The sequence below is a fragment of the Glycomyces sambucus genome (assembly GCF_900102815.1).
GTDB classification, from domain to species: domain Bacteria; phylum Actinomycetota; class Actinomycetes; order Mycobacteriales; family Micromonosporaceae; genus Glycomyces; species Glycomyces sambucus.
This window is the reverse complement of sequence record NZ_FNGF01000005.1, coordinates 312039-328496: the sequence shown is the minus strand read 5'-3', so window position 1 is coordinate 328496 and position 16458 is coordinate 312039. Positions and strand designations below refer to the sequence as shown.

Genomic DNA, 16458 nt, shown 5'->3' with positions numbered 1-16458 from the left:
GTGTCAGCACCGTTCGCGAACCGGCTCCGGCCGGCCGCGGACAAACCGCGGCGGCGGCGTCGAGTCCCCACCAAACTTCCTCGCCGAAGCCGCGGACATACGAATAACCGAAACGCGGCGGCTCCCTCCCACCAGGGCCGCCGCGTTTCGCGTCGTAGGCCGCGCCTCCAGCGGAGCGGCGTGATCCGCGAACGATCCTGACCCGTACCGGCTGATCACGCCGGGTTCAACCGTCGCACACGCTCCGTGTGCGCGTCAAGGCCAGTCACCCGTTCCCGTGAACGCCGGGGCGGATTCCCTGTATGTGAGCATATTTCTGGGCACTTCGGGGCCCTTGGAGTACGGTTGCCGACGTGCCCGCCGCCGTCCTCGACCCCGCCAGACCCAAGACCTCCACCACGATCCTGGCCGCCATGAGCGTCCAGGTCGCGGCCGTCCTCCCGCTGTTCCTCTTCGGCGGCCTGGCCGTCCAGATCGCCGCCGAACTCGGCATGGGCGTCAGCGGGATCGGGCTCGTCTCGGGCCTGTACTTCGCGGTCTCGGCGCTCACCACCGTCCCCTCCGGACGGCTCGTGGACCGCTTCGGCGCCCTCGTCACCGCCCGGGTGGCCGTGGGGCTCTCGGCGCTCTCGCTGCTGCTCATCGCGGTCGCCGCGCACCACCCGGCGGCGCTCACCGCGTTCCTGCTCCTGTGCGCGCCCGCGAACGGGCTCGGGCAGCTCGCCTCGAACGTGGTCCTGAGCGAGTGGGCGCCCGCGAACCGGCGCGGTCTCCTGTTCGGCGCCAAGCAGGCGTCGGTGCCGCTGTGCATCATGCTCGGCGGCCTCAGCGTGCCGCTGGTGGCCCTGACGCTCGGCTGGCGCTGGGCGTTCGTGTTCGGCGCGGCCCTGGTCCTGGCGGCGCTCCTGCCGCTCGCGGGGCTCGGCCGGCCCGCGACGAGGCCGAAGGTGGCCGGGGCGAAGGCGTTCGACCGGCAGCTCCTGGTGTTCGCGGCCGCGACGTTCCTGGGCGCGACCGCGGCGACCCCGATCGGCTCGTTCCTCACCACGTACACCGTGGACATCGGCGGGTCCGAGAGCTGGGCCGGGCTGAACCTGACGATCGGCGGCGTCGCGGGCGTCATCGGCCGCACCGCGTTCGGCGCGGTCGGCGACCGCGAGAACGGCCGCTCGTTCCTCGTCATCACCCTCATGCTCCTGGGCGGGGCCGCGGGGGTGGCGACGTTCCTGTTCGCGCTCCCGTGGCTGCTGCCGCTGGGGACGGTGGCCGCGTACGCGCTCGGCTGGGCCTGGCCGGGCCTGATGAACCACGCGGTGACGCAGCGGTACCCGGACGCGCCGGCCCTGGCGACCTCGGTGACGCAGACGGGGATCTTCCTCGGCGGCGCGGTCGGGCCGATCTCCTTCGGGCTCGTGGCCGAGCACTTCGGCTGGGGCGCCGGGTGGATCGCGGTCGCGGCGGCGATGGCGGCCTCGGCGCTGTGCATCGCGGCGGGCAGCACGGTCTTCGCGGGGGCGCGGCATTGACGTTCCTCGTTGCGGCGCGCACGACTCCGGTTCCCGCCCCGTCTCGTCCGGCGCCGTCACACGATAAGGTGAGGCTGTGGTGACCACCCGACGTGCGCAGACCGCGCTGACCTTTACCGACGAGGCGTTCGCCGAGGCGATGCGCGTCTCGCTGGACCTCGTCGAGGAGCGGCTGCTCAAAGCCGTCGACACGGAGCAGCCGCTGCTGCGCCAGTCCGGGTCCCACCTGATCCGGGCCGGCGGGAAGCGGTTCCGCCCGATGCTGACGCTGACCTGCGCGCACCTCGGGGACCCGAACCGCCCCAACATCCTCGAAGCGGCCGTCGCGCTGGAGCTGACGCACCTGGCGACGCTGTACCACGACGACGTCATGGACGAGGCCCTGGTGCGCCGCGGGGCGCCGAGCGCGAACGCCCGCTGGGACAACTCGGTCGCGATCCTCACCGGCGACTACCTGTTCAGCCAGGCCGCCCAGATCATGGCCGACCTCGGCACCGAGGCGGTGCGCCTCCAGGCCGCGACGTTCGCGCGGCTCGTGCGCGGGCAGGTCAACGAGACCATGCCGCGGCCCGAGGGCATCGACGCCGTCGAGTGGCACCTGGAGATCCTGTCGGAGAAGACCGGCTCGCTCATCGCCACGTGCGCGAAGTTCGGGGCCTGGTTCGGCGGCGCCGACGACGCGACCACCGCGGTCGCGGAGGAGTACGGCGAGGTCATCGGCGTGGCGTTCCAGATCGCCGACGACATCATCGACATCGCCTCCGACGCCTCGGGCAAGACCCCGGGCACCGACCTCCTCGAAGGGGTCCCGACCCTCCCGGTCCTGTACGCCCTCGCCGGAGACGACCCGGCCGACGCGCGCCTGCGCGAGCTCGTGGCCGGCCCCGTCGCGGAGGAGGACCTGGAGGAGACCCTGGCGCTCCTGCGGGCCTCGAAGGCCCTGGAGCAGGCCAAGGAGACGCTGCACCAGTACCAGGAGCGGGCGCGGAGCCTGGCGTCCTCGCTCCCCGAGGGCCCGGCCCGGGACGCGCTGGTCGACATCTGCGACTACATGATCGAACGCGACGCCTGATCCGCCGGTCCCGCTCGTGCGGTGATCCGCGGCTCGGGCGCGGAGAAGGGCCGCGGGCGTCGCCCGCGGCCCCTCGTCGTGCGACGGCTAGGTGTTGAGGAAGGTGCTCGCCTGGTCGACGATGTCAAGCAGGAAGCCCGGGGCCACGCCGAGGATCAGCGTGGCGGCCACGCCCGCGGCGACCACGGTGCCGGCCATCGGGCTGGGCAGGTTGACCGTGGGGGCGTCCGGCGCGGGCTCGTTGAGCCACAGCAGGACCACGACCCGCAGGTACGGGAACGCGAGGATCGCCGAGGACACGACGCCCACGATCACCAGGCCCAGCTCGTCGGCCTGGAGGGCCGCGGCGAACAGGCTGAACTTCGCCGTGAAGCCGCTGGTGAACGGCAGCCCCGCGAGCGCGAGCATGAGGATCGTGAAGACCACCGCGGTGCCCGGCGACTTCTTGCCCAGGCCCGCCCAGCGGGCCAGGTGGGTCGCCTCCTCGTCGCCGTCGCGCACCAGCGAGACGACGGCGAACGCGGCGATCACCGTGAAGCCGTACGCGGCCAGGTAGAACATGGTCTGCCCGACCGCGTCGCCGAGGGCGATCACGCCGATGAGCAGGTACCCGGCGTTCGCGATCGACGAGTACGCCAGGAGCCGCTTGATGTTGCGCTGCGTGACCGCGAAGATCGCGCCGCCGATCATCGTCGCGACGGCGATGACGGTGAGGATCAGGTGCCAGTCCCAGGCCGAGGACGACAGGCCCACGTTGAACACCCGCAGGAGCCCGCCGAACGCCGCGACCTTGACGCACGCGGCCATGAGCGCGGTGACCGGGGTCGGCGCGCCCGTGTAGACGTCGGGCGTCCACATGTGGAACGGCACCGCCGCGGCCTTGAACAGGAGCGCGACCGCGATCATCGCGACGCCGATGTACAGGAACATGCGCGGCTGCCCCGAGCCGACGCCCGCGGCGTTGATGCCCGCGAGGTCCACGGTCCCGGCGAAGCCGTACAGCATCGCCATGCCGTACACGTAGAACGCGGAGGCGAAGGCGCCCAGCAGGAAGTACTTGAGCGCGGCCTCCTGGCTGATGAGGCGCCGGCGCTTCGCGAGCCCGCACAGCAGGTACAGCGGCAGCGACAGCATCTCCAGGGCCACGAACATCGTGAGCAGGTCGCCCGAGGTCACGAACATCATCATGCCGGTGACGGCGAACAGCGTCAGCGGGAAGATCTCCGTCGCGCCGTCCTCGCGCCGCTGCTCGAGGTCGGCGGCCGAGTCGGCCACGACCGCGGCCTCGGCCACGAAGTCGCCGCCGCGGACGGTGCGCCGCTCGGCGAGCAGGAGCACCGCCACGATCGAGAGGATCGCGATGGTGCCCTGGAGGAACAGGCCCGGCCCGTCGATGACGACCGAGCCGATCGCGACCCCGTCCAGGGCGAACACCGTGCCGCTCTTGTCCGCGTTCAGGACCACCGCGACGAACGCGGCCGCGAGGGCCGCCACGGCGAGGGCGACCTGCACGGGGAGGCGCCGGGACTTGGGGACCGTCGCCTCCGCCAGGAGCCCGACGAACGCCGCGGCGAACACGATGACGAGCGGGGCCAGCCCGGCCCAGTCGATCGTGACCGCAGTGGACTCACTCATTGCTGACTCCCATGGGAAGCTCGGCGGGGTCGTCGGCGACGAACCCGAGCGTGTTGTCGACGGCCGGCTCGATCGCGTCGATGAGCGGCTGCGGGTAGAACCCGAAGCCGAGGATCGCGATGACCAGCGGCGCCACGAGCGCCTTCTCGCGCAGCGTCAGGTCGCGCTTCATCGCCGGCACCTCGTCGAGCGCCGGGTTCCGGTCGCCCTGCATGGTGCGCTGGTACATCCACAGGACGTACGCGGCGGCGAGGATGATGCCGAGGGCCGCCACGACCGCGACCGGCTCGTTCTCCGTGAAGGCCCCGAACAGGACCAGGAACTCGGAGATGAACGGGGCCGTGCCCGGCAGCGAGAGCGACGCCAGGCCCGCGAACAGGAAGATCCCCGCCAGCAGCGGCAGGGTCTTGGCGGCCCCGCCGTAGTCCTTGATCTGCGCCGACCCGCGGCGCAGCGTCAGGAAGCCCACGACGATGAACAGCAGGCCCGTGGCGAGCCCGTGGTTGAACATGTAGAGCACCGCGCCGGTGGCCGACTCCGACGTGAACGCGAAGATGCCCAGGCCGATGAAGCCGAAGTGCGCGATCGACGTGTAGGCGACGAGCCGCTTGAGGTCGGTCTGGCCGATCGCCACGAACGCCGCGTAGATGACGCCGATGACGCTCATCCCGATCACCCACGGCGCGAACGTCTTCGTCGCGTCGGGGAACAGCGGGATGCAGTAGCGCAGGATCGCGAACGTCCCGATCTTGTCCATGACGCCGACCAGGAGCGCCGCGACCGCGGCCGGGGCCGCCCCGCCCGCGTCCGGGAGCCAGGTGTGGAACGGGAAGAACGGGGCCTTGATCGCGAACGCCACGAAGAACCCGAGGAACAGCCAGTTCTGGAGCGTCCCGGCTTCGAGCGGCTCGGACTCCACCAGCGTGGCCCAGTCGAACACGCCGCCGTTGTTGACCCACAAGGCGATCACGGCCACGAGCATGAGCAGCCCGCCCAGGAGCGAGTACAGGAAGAACTTGACCGCCGCGTACTGCTTCTTCGGGCCGGTGCCGTAGGAGCCGATGAGGAAGTACATCGGCACGAGCATCGCTTCGAAGAAGAAGTAGAACAGCAGCACGTTCGAGGCCAGGAACGTCGCGAGCATCGCCGCCTCGAGCGCGAGGACGAGCGCGAAGAACGCCGGGACGCTCCGCTGCACCGCGTCGAGGTCGCGCCAGGCCGCGAGCATCGCGATCGGCGTGAGCCCGGCGGTCAGGGCGACCAGGAGCAGCGCGATCCCGTCGATCCCCCACGACAGGTCGAGGTCCCAGGCAGAGATCCACGTGTAGGACTCGGTGAACTGGAGCCACGGGGCGTCGTCGCCGTAGTCGAAGCCGAGCGCGACGAGCGCGGTGATCACGGCGACCGCGCCCGCGAACCCGAGCGCGGTCCAGCGGGCGACGGCCGCGTTCTCGCGCTTGATCGACGCGACGACCACCGCCCCGATCAAGGGGACGGCGACGAGCGCCGACAGCAACGGGAGTTCGTTCATTGGGTGACCACCACCATGAGCGCGGCCACCACGATGACCGCCCCGGACAGAATGGACAGGGCATAGGAGCGGACGAAACCGGTCTGGAGCGCGAGCAGGCGCCGCGAGGACCCGCCGACCGCGGCCGACAGGCCGTTGACGGCGCCGTCGACCACGCGGCCGTCCATGGCGACCGAGGCGCTGGCCGCGAGGCGGCTGGGGCGCTCGAAGAGGCCGCGGTTGACGGCCTCGCCGCCGAGGTCGGCGCGGGCGGCGCGCACCGGCCAGGCGGCGGCGCGCGGCACTTCGTCGGTGCCGCCGCGGAACAGGAGCCACGCGAGCGCGGCGCCGAGGACGACGGCGACGGTGGTCGCGACGGTGACCTGCATGTGCGACAGGTGCCCGTGGGCCTCGTGCTGCTCGCCGAAGACCGGCGTGAGCCATTCGGTGACGGGCGAGGCCATGAGGCCGCCCGCGGCGAGCGAGCCGATGCCCAGGAGCACGAGCGGGCCGGTCATGATCGCCGGGGACTCGTGCGGGTGCACGTCCTCGGTCCACCGCTTGGGGCCGTGGAAGGTGAGGACGAACAGGCGGGTCATGTAGAACGCCGTGAGCGCCGCGCCCAGGAGGGCGGCGCCGCCGACGACCCAGCCCTGCCAGCCCTCGCGGGCGAAGGCGGCGGCGATGATCGGGTCCTTGGTGAAGTAGCCCGAGAACGGGAACAGGCCGATGATCGCGAGCCACCCGGCCGCGAAGGTCGCGTAGGTGAGCGGCATCGTGCGCCAGAGCCCGCCGAAGCGGCGGATGTCGGTCTGGTCGTTCATGGCGTGCATGACCGAGCCGGAGCCGAGGAACAGGCCGGCCTTGAAGAAGCCGTGCGCGAGCAGGTGGATGATGCCGAGCGCGAACGCGGCGCCGCCGAGGCCCACGGCCAGGAACATGTAGCCGATCTGGGAGACGGTGGACCAGGCGAGGACGCGCTTGATGTCGTCCTTGGCGCAGCCGACGATCGAGCCGAGCAGGAGCGTCAGGGCGCCCACGACGACGACGGCGGTCTGCACGTCCGGGTTCAGGCTGAAGATGACGTTCGAGCGGGCGATGAGGTACACGCCCGCGGTGACCATGGTGGCCGCGTGGATGAGCGCCGACACCGGGGTCGGGCCCTCCATCGCGTCCGGGAGCCAGGTCTGGAACGGCCACTGGCCGGACTTGCCGCAGGCCGCCGCCAGGAGCAGCAGCCCGAGCGCGAGGCTCGTGCCCTCGGAGAGCCCTGCGGCGCCATTGCTGTTCCCCTGTTCAACTGCGTTGAAAACGCCCGCGAAGTCGAGCGTGCCGACGGTGCCGAGCATGAGGAACATCGCCAGGAGGAACCCGACGTCGGCGACCCGGTTGGTGAGGAACGCCTTCTTGCCGGCGGTCGCGGCGGCGGGCTTGAGCTGCCAGAACGCGATGAGGAGGTAGGAGGCGAGGCCCACTCCCTCCCAGCCGACGAACGTCATGAAGTAGTTGCCGCCGAGCACCAGCACGAGCATCGCGGCGGCGAACAGGTTGAAGTACGCGAAGAACTTCCGGCGCCCCGGGTCGTGGGACATGTACCCGACCGCGTAGACGTGGATGAGGAAGCCGACCCCGGTGATGAGCAGGCAGAAGACCGCGCTGAGCGGGTCGAACAGCAGGCTCGCCTCGATGTCGAGGCCCCCGACGGACAGGATCGTGAACAGGTCGAGGTCGGCGCTCTTGTTCTCCAGGCCCGCGAGGGAGGCGAACAGGCCGAGCGCGAGCGCGAACGCGGCGCCGATGGTGGTCACGCCGATCCAGTGGCCCCACTTGTCGGCGCGGCGGCCCGCGAGCAGGAGGACCGCGGCGCCCAGCGCGGGCAGGGCGATGAGCGCCCAGGTGAAGGACAGCAGCCCTTCGGCGGGCGCGTACGAGATTTCGTCCACAGTGTCCCCTCTAGGCTTTCAGGAGGTTGGCGTCGTCGACGGAGGCGGAGCGCCGGGACCGGTAGATCGCCATGATGATCGCCAGGCCCACCACGACCTCGGCCGCGGCGACGGCCATGACGAAGAACGCCATCACCTGCCCGTCGATCGTGCCGGTGGTCCGCGCGAACGTCACGAGCGTCAGGTTCCCGGCGTTGAGCATGAGCTCCACGCACATGAACACGACGATCGAGTTGCGCCGCACCAGCACGCCGACCGCGCCGATGCAGAACAGGGCCGCGGCGAGGATCAGGTAGTACTCGGGATTCACGAGTCCCGCCCTTCCGTGTGCTTCGGGGCCGCCTCAGCGGGGGTGAGCTGGCGCGGCGGGACGTACTCCGACAGCGACGCGGGCTCGATGGAGCCGTCGGGCCGCAGCGCGGGCGTCGCGGTCGAGTCGGAGGTGGCGAACACGCCGGGCCCGGGCCTGGGGCCGGGGTACACGCCGGGCGCGAACCGCTCGCGGCTGTGCTCCTTCTGCCCGCGGTGGCCGCCCTTCTTGGCGACGTGCGCGAACATGAGGGCGCCGACCGCGGCGACGGTGAGGACGCCGGAGACGATCTCGAACGGGAACAGGTAGGTCGAGAACAGGGCCTCGGCGATCTGCTCGACGTTCCCCTGGCCCGCCGGCGCGGCGGGCTCGACGACGACCAGGCCGGAGACGGCCCGGGCGAGCCCCGAGGACAGGAGCGCGGCCATGCCGACCCCCAGGAGCACCGCCAGGAGCCGCTGGCCCCTGAGGGTCTCGAACATCGAGTCCTTCGAGTCGCGTCCGAACAGCATGAGCACGAACAGGAACAGCATCATGATCGCGCCGGTGTACACCATGATCTGCACGAACCCGAGGAACGGGGCGTGCTGCATGATGTAGAAGACCGCCAGGCACATCATGGTGAGCGCCAGCGACAGGGCCGCGTGGATCGCCTGCCGGGCGAGGACGAGGCCGAGGGCCCCAGCCAGCGCGACCGGCGCGAGGATCCAGAAGAAGACGGCCTCCCCGGCGGAGCCGGACTGGGCCAGGTCCGCGCCCTGGGCGAGCTGCGCGGCGTGGGCGAGGTCGATCACTGCCGTCCCCCGTTCTTGTGCGCGAGCATCTCGGTGAGCGAGAACTCGGCGCCCTCGCTCGCGCCCGGGTTGACCGGGCCCGACTCGTAGTAGGCCTTCTCGCTGTCGCCCAGGCGCATCGGGTGCGGCGGCTGCTCCATGCCCTCCAGGAGGGGCGCGAGCAGCTCCTCCTTGGTGAAGATGAGGTCGCGGCGGTCGTCGCGGGCCAGCTCGTACTCGTTGCTCATGGTGAGCGACCGGGTCGGGCAGGCTTCGATGCACAGGCCGCAGAAGATGCAGCGCGCGTAGTTGATCTGGTAGGTCGCGGCGTACCGCTCACCGGGCGAGAACCGCTCGGCCTCGGTGTTCTCGGCGCCCTCGACGTAGATCGCGTCGGCCGGGCAGGCCCACGCGCACAGCTCGCAGCCGATGCACTTCTCGAGCCCGTCGGGGTGCCGGTTGAGCACGTGGCGGCCGTGGAAGCGCGGTTCGAGCTTCGAGGGCTTCTCCGGGTACTCGACGGTGACCTTCGGCCGGAACATGTGCGAGAAGGTGACGCCGAAGCCTTTGGCGAAACCGGACATTACTCCTCCTCCTTGGAAGTGTTCGCCGGTTCGAGCCGCTTGAGCGAGCGCGGGTTCGGCGGGACGGCGAGGTCCATCGGCGGGACGGGGAACCCGCCCAGGCCCGCGTCGGGCTCGGCGGGCTCCTCGTACTGCTTGCGGCTGGGCCAGAAGAAGATCAGCGCCATGACCGCGATCGCGGCGCCGCCGGCGAACGCGATGCGCGTCGGCAGCTCGTTGCCCGAGTCCAGGCCGATGTTCATGGCCGCCAGGACCATGAGCCACACCAGGGAGACCGGGACGAGGACCTTCCAGCCCAGGTTCATGAACTGGTCGTAGCGCAGGCGCGGGAGCGTGCCGCGCAGCCACACGAACAGGAACAGGAACGCCAGGACCTTCCCGAAGAACCACACCAGCGGCAGGTAGCCCTCGTTGGCGGCGGGCCACCACGAGTCCGGGAACGGCGCGGCCCAGCCGCCGAGGAACAGCGTCACGGCCAGGGCCGACATGGTGATCATGTTGACGTACTCGGCGAGGAAGAACGACGCGTACTTCAGGCTCGAGTACTCGGTCGCGAACCCGGCCACCAGCTCCGACTCGGCCTCGGGCAGGTCGAAGGGGGCGCGGTTGGTCTCGCCGACCATCGAGATCACGAAGATCACGAAGCTCGGGGCGAGCACGATGAAGTACCAGCCCGGCAGCGTGATCTCGGTGCCGCCGATCGACAGCGGCAGGCCCTCGGCCTGCGCGTCGACGATCGCGCCCGTGGACATGAGCTTGGACTGGAAGAACACGGCGAGGACCGCCAGGCCCAGCGCGATCTCGTACGAGATCACCTGCGCGGCGGCGCGCAGCGACCCCAGCAGCGAGTAGGTCGAACCCGACGCCCAGCCCGCCAGCACGATCCCGTACACCCCGAGCGCCGAGCACGCGAGGATCACCAGGACGCTCACCTCGAAGTCGGTGAGCTGCAAGGCGGTCTCGACGCCGAACATCGACACCTCGGGGCCCATCGGGATCACCGAGAACGCGGTGAACGCGCACATGACCGCGATCATCGGCGCCATGATGAAGACCACCTTGTCCGCGGTGCGCGGCATGATGTCCTCTTTGAGCGCCAGCTTGAGCGCGTCCGCGAGCGACTGGAGCAGGCCGAAGGGCCCGTTCCGGTTCGGGCCCGGCCGCACCTGCATGATCGCGACGACGCGGCGCTCGTACCAGATCGTGAAGATCACCAGCAGGATCAGGATCACGAAGACCAGGACGCCCTTGACGAGCATCAGCCAGATCGGGTCGTTCATGCTTCCACCGCCTCTACGGTCTCCCCGGCGGGCCGGGGCGCGTTCGGGTAGGCGCGGATCTGGACCACGTCGCCCGAGCCCGCGCCCAGGTGCCGGTAGATCCCGCGACCGGGTGCGTTCTGCGGCAGCCAGACCGTGCCGTCGGGCATGTCGGTGACCGCCAGCGGCAGCGTGATGCCGCCGATGGAGGTCGAGACCGTCACGCCCGTGCCCTCGGCCGCGCCGATGGCCTTCGCGGTGGCGGCGCTCAGGCGCACCACCGGGTCGGGCGCGCAGCCGGCGAGGTGCGGGTTGTTCTCCTGGAGCGAGCCGCCGTCGAGCAGCTGGCGCCAGGTCGCGAGCACCGCCTTGCCGTCCTCGTGCGAGCGCGCCGGCTTGTCGGCGGCCCAGTCGGGGGCGGGCTGGCGGGTGATCGGGTCGGGCAGGCCGGCGAGCTCGGCGCGCACGGTCCGCGTGTCGGCCAGGCCGAGCTTGACGCCCATGACGTCCGCGAGCGCGTCGAGCACCGCGTGGTCGCTCATGAGGTCGGACTCGACGACGGTGTCGAAGGTGCGCAGGCGCCCCTCCCAGTCGAAGTACGCCCCGGCCTTGCCGGTGACGGGCGCGACCGGGAGGATCACGTCCGCGACGCGGGTGACCGCCGAGTGCCGGATCTCCAGGGAGACCACGAAGCGGGCCGCGTACAGGGCGGCCTCGACGGCGGGCGCGTCCGCGAAGTCGTACGGGTCGACGCCGCCGACCAGGAGGCCGTCGATCTCGCCGTCCGCGGCGGCCTGGAGGATCTGCCAGGCGCCGCGCCCGTCCGCGCCGGGCAGGGACTCGACGCCCCAGTACTCGGCGAGCTGGTCGCGGTCGGCCGCGTAGGAGGCGAGGCCGCCGCCGGGCAGGAGGCCGGGCAGGCACCCGGCCTCGACCGCGCCCCGGTCGCCGGCGCGGCGCGGGACCCAGGCGAGGCGGGCCCCGGTGGCGCGGGCGAGCCGCACCGCCGCGGAGAAGGCGCCTTCGACGGTGGCGAGCCGCTCGCCCAGGAGGATGACCGCGCCGGACTCGGCGAGGGCGTCGCGGACGTAGCCGCCGCGCGTCCAGCCGTCGAGCAGTTCGGCCTCTTCCCCGGGCAGGGACTCGATGAGGTTGGCATTGAGCTTGCGGGTGCCGCGGGTCGCGAAGGGCGCGACGACGTGGACGCGCTGGCCCTTGGCGCGGACGGCCTTGCGCAGGCGCAGGAACGCGATCGGGCATTCCTCTTCGACCTCGAGCCCGACGGCGACGACGACGGGCGCGTTCTCGAGGTCCTCGTAGGTGACGGCGCCGCTGGAGGGGTAGACCCCGGCGACGGCGTGGGCGAGGAACTCGGACTCCTCGGTGGAGTGCGGCCGGGAGCGGAAGTCGATGTCGTTGGTGGCGAGGGCGATCCGCGCGAACTTGGCGTACGCGTAGGCGTCCTCGACGGTGAGCCGGCCGCCGGTGAGGACCCCGACGCGCCCGGAGGCGTTCTCGCCGGCGCTGCCGAGTCCGGCGGCGGCGCGGCGCAGGGCCTCGGGCCAGGACGCCTCGCGCAGGGACCCGTCGGGCTCGCGCACGAGCGGCTTGGTGATGCGGTCGGCCGCGTCGACGTAGGACATCGCCCAGCGGCCCTTGTCGCAGTTCCACTCCTCGTTGACGGCGGGGTCGTCGCCGGCGAGGCGGCGCAGGACCTTGCCGCGGCGGTGGTCCGAGCGCTGCGAGCACCCGGCGGAGCAGTGCTCGCACACGCTGGGGCTGGAGACGAGGTCGAACGGCCGGGAGCGGAACCGGTACTGGGAGCCGGTGAGGGCGCCGACCGGGCAGATCTGGACGGTGTTGCCCGAGAAGTAGGACTCGAACGGCTCGTCCTCGTAGACGCCGACCTGTTCGAGGGCGGACCGCTCCATGAGTTCGATGAAGGGGTCGCCGGCGACCTGGTCGGAGAAGCGGGTGCACCGCGCGCACAGGACGCAGCGCTCGCGGTCGAGGAGGACCTGGGAGGAGATCGGGAGCGCCTTCTTGTAGTGGCGCTTGTCCTTGGCCTCCATGCGGGTCTCGGTGCGGCCGGTGCTCATCGCCTGGTTCTGGAGGGGGCATTCGCCGCCCTTGTCGCAGACGGGGCAGTCCAGGGGGTGGTTGATCAGGAGGAACTCCATGATCCCCTCCTGGGCCTCCTTGGCGACCTCGCTGGAGTGCTGGGTCTTGACGACCATGCCCTCCATGGCGGTGGTCGTGCAGGAGGCCGCGGGCTTGGGCATGCCGCGGCCGTTGCCCATGTCGGTGACGTCCACGAGGCACTGGCGGCAGGCGCCGACGGGTTCGAGCAGCGGGTGGTCGCAGAACCGGGGGATCTCGATGCCGAGCTGCTCGGCGGCCCGGATGATCAAGGTGCCCTTGGGGACCGTGACCTCGACGCCGTCGATGGTGAACGTGACTTGATCGGTCATGTCTAGTGGGCTCCGATCTTCGCGCCGTCGTGCGACGGCGCCGTGAAGAGGGGCTGCTTGTTGCCCTCGATGTAGTCGAGGTAGTCCTGCCGGAAGAACTTCAGCGACGAGGTGACGCACGAGGTGGCGCCGTCGCCGAGGCCGCAGAAGGAGCGGCCCAGGAGGTTCTTGCAGGCGCTCTCCAGGAGCTTGAGGTCCGAGATCTCGCCGCGGCCGGAGAGGATCCGCTCGTAGACGCGGACCATCCAGTAGTTGCCCTCGCGGCACGGGGTGCACTTGCCGCAGGACTCGTGCTGGTAGAACTTCAGCCAGCGCCAGCACGAGACCACCGGGCAGTCCTGGTCGGAGAAGATCATGACCGCGGTGGTGCCGAGGATGGACCCGGCCTTGGCGACGTTGTCGAAGTCGAGCGGGACGTCGGCGGAGTCGGCCGAGAGCATGGGGGTCGAGGACCCGCCGGGGGTGAAGTACCGCAGCTCGTGCCCGTCCTCCATGCCGCCGGCGAGTTCGATGAGCTCGCGGAGCGTGGTGCCCAGGGAGCACTCGTACTGGCCGGGGCGCTTGACGCGGCCCGACAGCGAGTAGATCATCGTGCCCGCGGCGTTCTCGGAGCCGAGGTCCTTCCACCACTGGGCGCCGCCGAGCACGATGTGCGGGACGGCGGCGATGGAGCCGACGTTGTTGATGCAGGTCGGCTTGTTGTAGAGCCCGTGCGTGGCGGGGAAGGGCGGGCGCAGGCGCGGCTGGCCGCGCTTGCCCTCCAGGGAGTCGAGGAGGGCGGTCTCCTCGCCGCAGATGTAGGCGCCGGCGCCGGAGTGGATGACCACTTCGAGGTCGAACCCGGAGCCGAGGATGTCGGTGCCGAGGTACCCGGCCTCGCGCGCTTCGCGGACGGCGTTGCGCAGGCGGCGGGCGGCGTGGACGGCCTCGCCGCGGACGTACACGAACGCGCGGGACGCCTTGATGGCGTAGGAGGCGATGACGATGCCCTCGATGAGCGAGTGCGGGTCGTTCATCATGAGCGGCAGGTCCTTGCAGGTGCCCGGCTCGCCTTCGTCGGCGTTGACGACCAGGTAGTGGTCCTGGCCGTCGTCGGGCACGAACTGCCACTTCATGCCGACGGGGAACCCGGCGCCGCCGCGGCCGCGGTGCCCGGAGTCCTTCATGAAGGTAATGAGGTCGCCCTCGGAGTACTGGAGGGCCTTGCGGAGCGCCTTGTAGCCGTCGAGCTGCTCGTAGACGTCGAGGCGCCAGGCGCCGGGCGAGAGCCAGCGCTTGGTGACGACGGGCTTGAGCTTGTCGAGGACGGCTTCGCGGGGACGCCGGGGACCGGGCACGGTTACGCTCACTTCGCTTCCTCGGGTTCCTTGGTCAGCAGGGGGGCGTCCGGGTCGTACGCGGGGGCGGCGATGCCGGCCTCGGCGGCGAGGCGGGCCCCGGCGAGCGTGGCGTCGCCCTGGGCGGTGCCCTCGAGTCCGGCGGTGCGCTCCTCCTCGAATCCGGCGAGCTGCACGGAGATCTCGCGGAGGGTGCACAGCGGGGCGCCGCGGCTGGGGACCGGGCGGCGGCCCTCCTTGAGTTCGCGGACCAGTTCGAGGGACTTGGCCTCGTCCATGTCGTCGTAGAACTCGTAGTTGACGGTGACGACGGGCGCGTAGTCGCACGCGGCGAGGCATTCGGCGTGCTCGAGCGTGATCTTGCCGTCGACGGTGGTCTGGTCGTGGCCGACGTCGAGTTCGTCGCTGAGCGCGTCGAAGACCTTCTGCCCGCCCTTGGCCTGGCAGAGGGTGTTGGTGCACACCGAGACGAGCCAGTCGCCGGCCGGTTCGCGCTTGTACATGGTGTAGAAGGTCGAGACCGCCTGCACCTGGGCCTTGGTGATGCCGAGGACGTCGGCGCAGAACGCGATGCCGTCCTCGGAGACGTAGCCGTCGTGCGACTGCACGAGGTGCAGGAGCGGCAGGAGCGCCGAGCGCTCGCGGCCCTCGGGGTAGCGGACGAGGATGGCCTCGGCCTGCTCGCGGATCTTCTCCGGGTAGTTCACCTGTCGCAACCTCCCATGACCGGGTCGAGCGAGGCCCCGCCGGCGATGACGTCAGCGAGCAGGCCGCCCTCGGCGAGCGCCGGGATGGCCTGGAGGTTGACGAAGGAGGGCTCTCGCATGTGGATGCGGAACGGCCGGGTGCCGCCGTCGGAGACGGCGTGGATCCCGAGCTCGCCGCGGGGCGCCTCGACGGCGGCGTACACCTGCCCGGCCGGGACCCGGAAGCCCTCGGTGACGAGCTTGAAGTGGTGGATCAGCGCCTCCATCGACTGGCTCATGATGTGCCGGATGTGGTTGAGGCTGTTGCCCATGCCGTCGCCGCCGAGGGCGAGCTGGGCGGGCCAGGCGATCTTCTTGTCCTCGACCATGACCGGTCCGGGTTCGAGCCTGTCGAGGCCCTGCCGGATGATCTTGAGGCTCTCGCGGATCTCGTCGAGGCGGACGAGGTACCGGGCCCAGGCGTCGGCGCCGTTGTGGGTGGGGACCTCGAAGTCGTACTCGTCGTAGCCGCAGTAGGGCATGGTCTTGCGCAGGTCCCAGGGGAGCCCGGCCGAGCGCAGGACGGGGCCGGTGACGCCGAGGGCGAGGCAGCCGGAGACGTCGAGGTAGCCGACGCCCTGGGTGCGCTCCTGCCAGATGGCGTTGCCGGTGAGCAGGCCCTCGTAGTCGGCGAGGCCCTTGGGCATGTACTCGGTGAACTCGCGGATCTTCTCGATCCCGCCGGGCGGGAGGTCCTGGGCGACGCCGCCGGGGCGGACGTACGCCATGTTCATGCGCAGGCCGCACACGGCCTCGAAGATGTCGAGGATGTACTCGCGGTCGCGGAAGCCGTAGATCATCATCGAGAGCGCGCCCAGCTCCATGCCGGTGGTCGCCAGGGCCACCAGGTGGGAGCTGATGCGGTTGAGCTCCATCATGATGACGCGGATGACGTCGGCGCGCCCCGGCACCTCGATGCCGAGGAGCTTCTCGACGGCGAGGCAGTACGCGGTCTCGTTGAAGATCGGCGCGAGGTAGTCGGCGCGGGTGACGAACGTGGTGCCCTGGACCCAGGTCCGGTACTCCATGTTCTTCTCGATGCCGGTGTGCAGGTAGCCGACGATGGGGCGGACCGAGCGGACGGTCTCCCCTTCGAGCTCGCACACGAGCCGGAGCACGCCGTGCGTGGACGGGTGCTGCGGGCCGAGGTTGACGATGAGCCGCTCTTCGCTGACGGGGTCGACCGAGGCGACGAGCTCGTCCCAGTCGCCTCCGGTGACGGTGTAGACGCGGCCTTCGGTGGTGTCGCGTTCGGCGGCGTAGGCGTCGCTGCCGTGCTCGGTGGTGGTCAC

Annotated in this window: 13 protein-coding genes; 2 read left to right on the top strand and 11 right to left on the bottom strand. The window is 71.0% G+C overall.

Annotation, left to right across the window (positions count from 1 at the left end; all coding sequences use genetic code 11):
- Positions 1-353: 353 nt before the first annotated feature.
- Positions 354-1526, top strand: coding sequence for an MFS transporter (locus BLS99_RS16800; protein ID WP_245712281.1), 1173 nt, complete (start codon positions 354-356; stop codon positions 1524-1526).
- Between the two features lie 139 nt (positions 1527-1665).
- Complete coding sequence (locus BLS99_RS16795) at positions 1666-2598, top strand: polyprenyl synthetase family protein (protein ID WP_091052731.1); 933 nt, start codon at positions 1666-1668, stop codon at positions 2596-2598.
- A gap of 87 nt (positions 2599-2685) precedes the next feature.
- Here BLS99_RS16795 and nuoN read toward each other — a convergent pair whose 3' ends face one another.
- Genes nuoN through BLS99_RS16740 form a run of 11 tightly spaced genes read right to left on the bottom strand, consistent with a single transcriptional unit; the run spans position 2686 to position 16458 of the window.
- On the bottom strand, positions 2686-4233 hold the full coding sequence (gene nuoN / locus BLS99_RS16790; protein ID WP_091052254.1) for an NADH-quinone oxidoreductase subunit NuoN: 1548 nt from the start codon (positions 4231-4233) through the stop codon (positions 2686-2688).
- Positions 4226-5764 carry an NADH-quinone oxidoreductase subunit M gene (locus BLS99_RS16785; protein WP_091052251.1) on the bottom strand — a complete coding sequence of 513 codons (1539 nt, stop codon included), beginning with the start codon at positions 5762-5764 and terminating at the stop codon, positions 4226-4228. Before BLS99_RS16785 ends, nuoN begins: the two co-directional genes overlap by 8 nt.
- Positions 5761-7686, bottom strand: coding sequence for an NADH-quinone oxidoreductase subunit L (nuoL, locus tag BLS99_RS16780; protein WP_091052249.1), 1926 nt, complete (start codon positions 7684-7686; stop codon positions 5761-5763). Before nuoL ends, BLS99_RS16785 begins: the two co-directional genes overlap by 4 nt.
- A 10-nt stretch (positions 7687-7696) precedes the next feature.
- Entirely contained in the window at positions 7697-7996 is a 300-nt protein-coding gene (gene nuoK / locus BLS99_RS16775) for an NADH-quinone oxidoreductase subunit NuoK (RefSeq protein WP_091052246.1), read from the bottom strand.
- Positions 7993-8790 (bottom strand): NADH-quinone oxidoreductase subunit J, encoded by a 798-nt coding sequence (locus tag BLS99_RS16770; protein ID WP_245712279.1) that lies wholly within the window; start codon positions 8788-8790, stop codon positions 7993-7995. The genes nuoK and BLS99_RS16770 overlap by 4 nt, the downstream gene beginning before the upstream one ends.
- Entirely contained in the window at positions 8787-9353 is a 567-nt protein-coding gene (gene nuoI / locus BLS99_RS16765) for an NADH-quinone oxidoreductase subunit NuoI (RefSeq protein WP_091052243.1), read from the bottom strand. The genes BLS99_RS16770 and nuoI overlap by 4 nt, the downstream gene beginning before the upstream one ends.
- Positions 9353-10633 (bottom strand): NADH-quinone oxidoreductase subunit NuoH, encoded by a 1281-nt coding sequence (gene nuoH, locus BLS99_RS16760; RefSeq protein WP_091052241.1) that lies wholly within the window; start codon positions 10631-10633, stop codon positions 9353-9355. The genes nuoI and nuoH overlap by 1 nt, the downstream gene beginning before the upstream one ends.
- Complete coding sequence (locus tag BLS99_RS16755; RefSeq protein ID WP_091052239.1) at positions 10630-13083, bottom strand: NADH-quinone oxidoreductase subunit G; 2454 nt, start codon at positions 13081-13083, stop codon at positions 10630-10632. The genes nuoH and BLS99_RS16755 overlap by 4 nt, the downstream gene beginning before the upstream one ends.
- Positions 13084-13085: 2 nt before the next feature.
- Positions 13086-14432, bottom strand: a complete 1347-nt coding sequence (nuoF, locus tag BLS99_RS16750; protein WP_245712278.1) for an NADH-quinone oxidoreductase subunit NuoF — start codon at positions 14430-14432, stop codon at positions 13086-13088.
- On the bottom strand, positions 14429-15127 hold the full coding sequence (gene nuoE, locus BLS99_RS16745; protein WP_091052234.1) for an NADH-quinone oxidoreductase subunit NuoE: 699 nt from the start codon (positions 15125-15127) through the stop codon (positions 14429-14431). Before nuoE ends, nuoF begins: the two co-directional genes overlap by 4 nt.
- Positions 15124-16458, bottom strand: a complete 1335-nt coding sequence (locus BLS99_RS16740) for an NADH-quinone oxidoreductase subunit D (protein WP_218126545.1) — start codon at positions 16456-16458, stop codon at positions 15124-15126. Before BLS99_RS16740 ends, nuoE begins: the two co-directional genes overlap by 4 nt.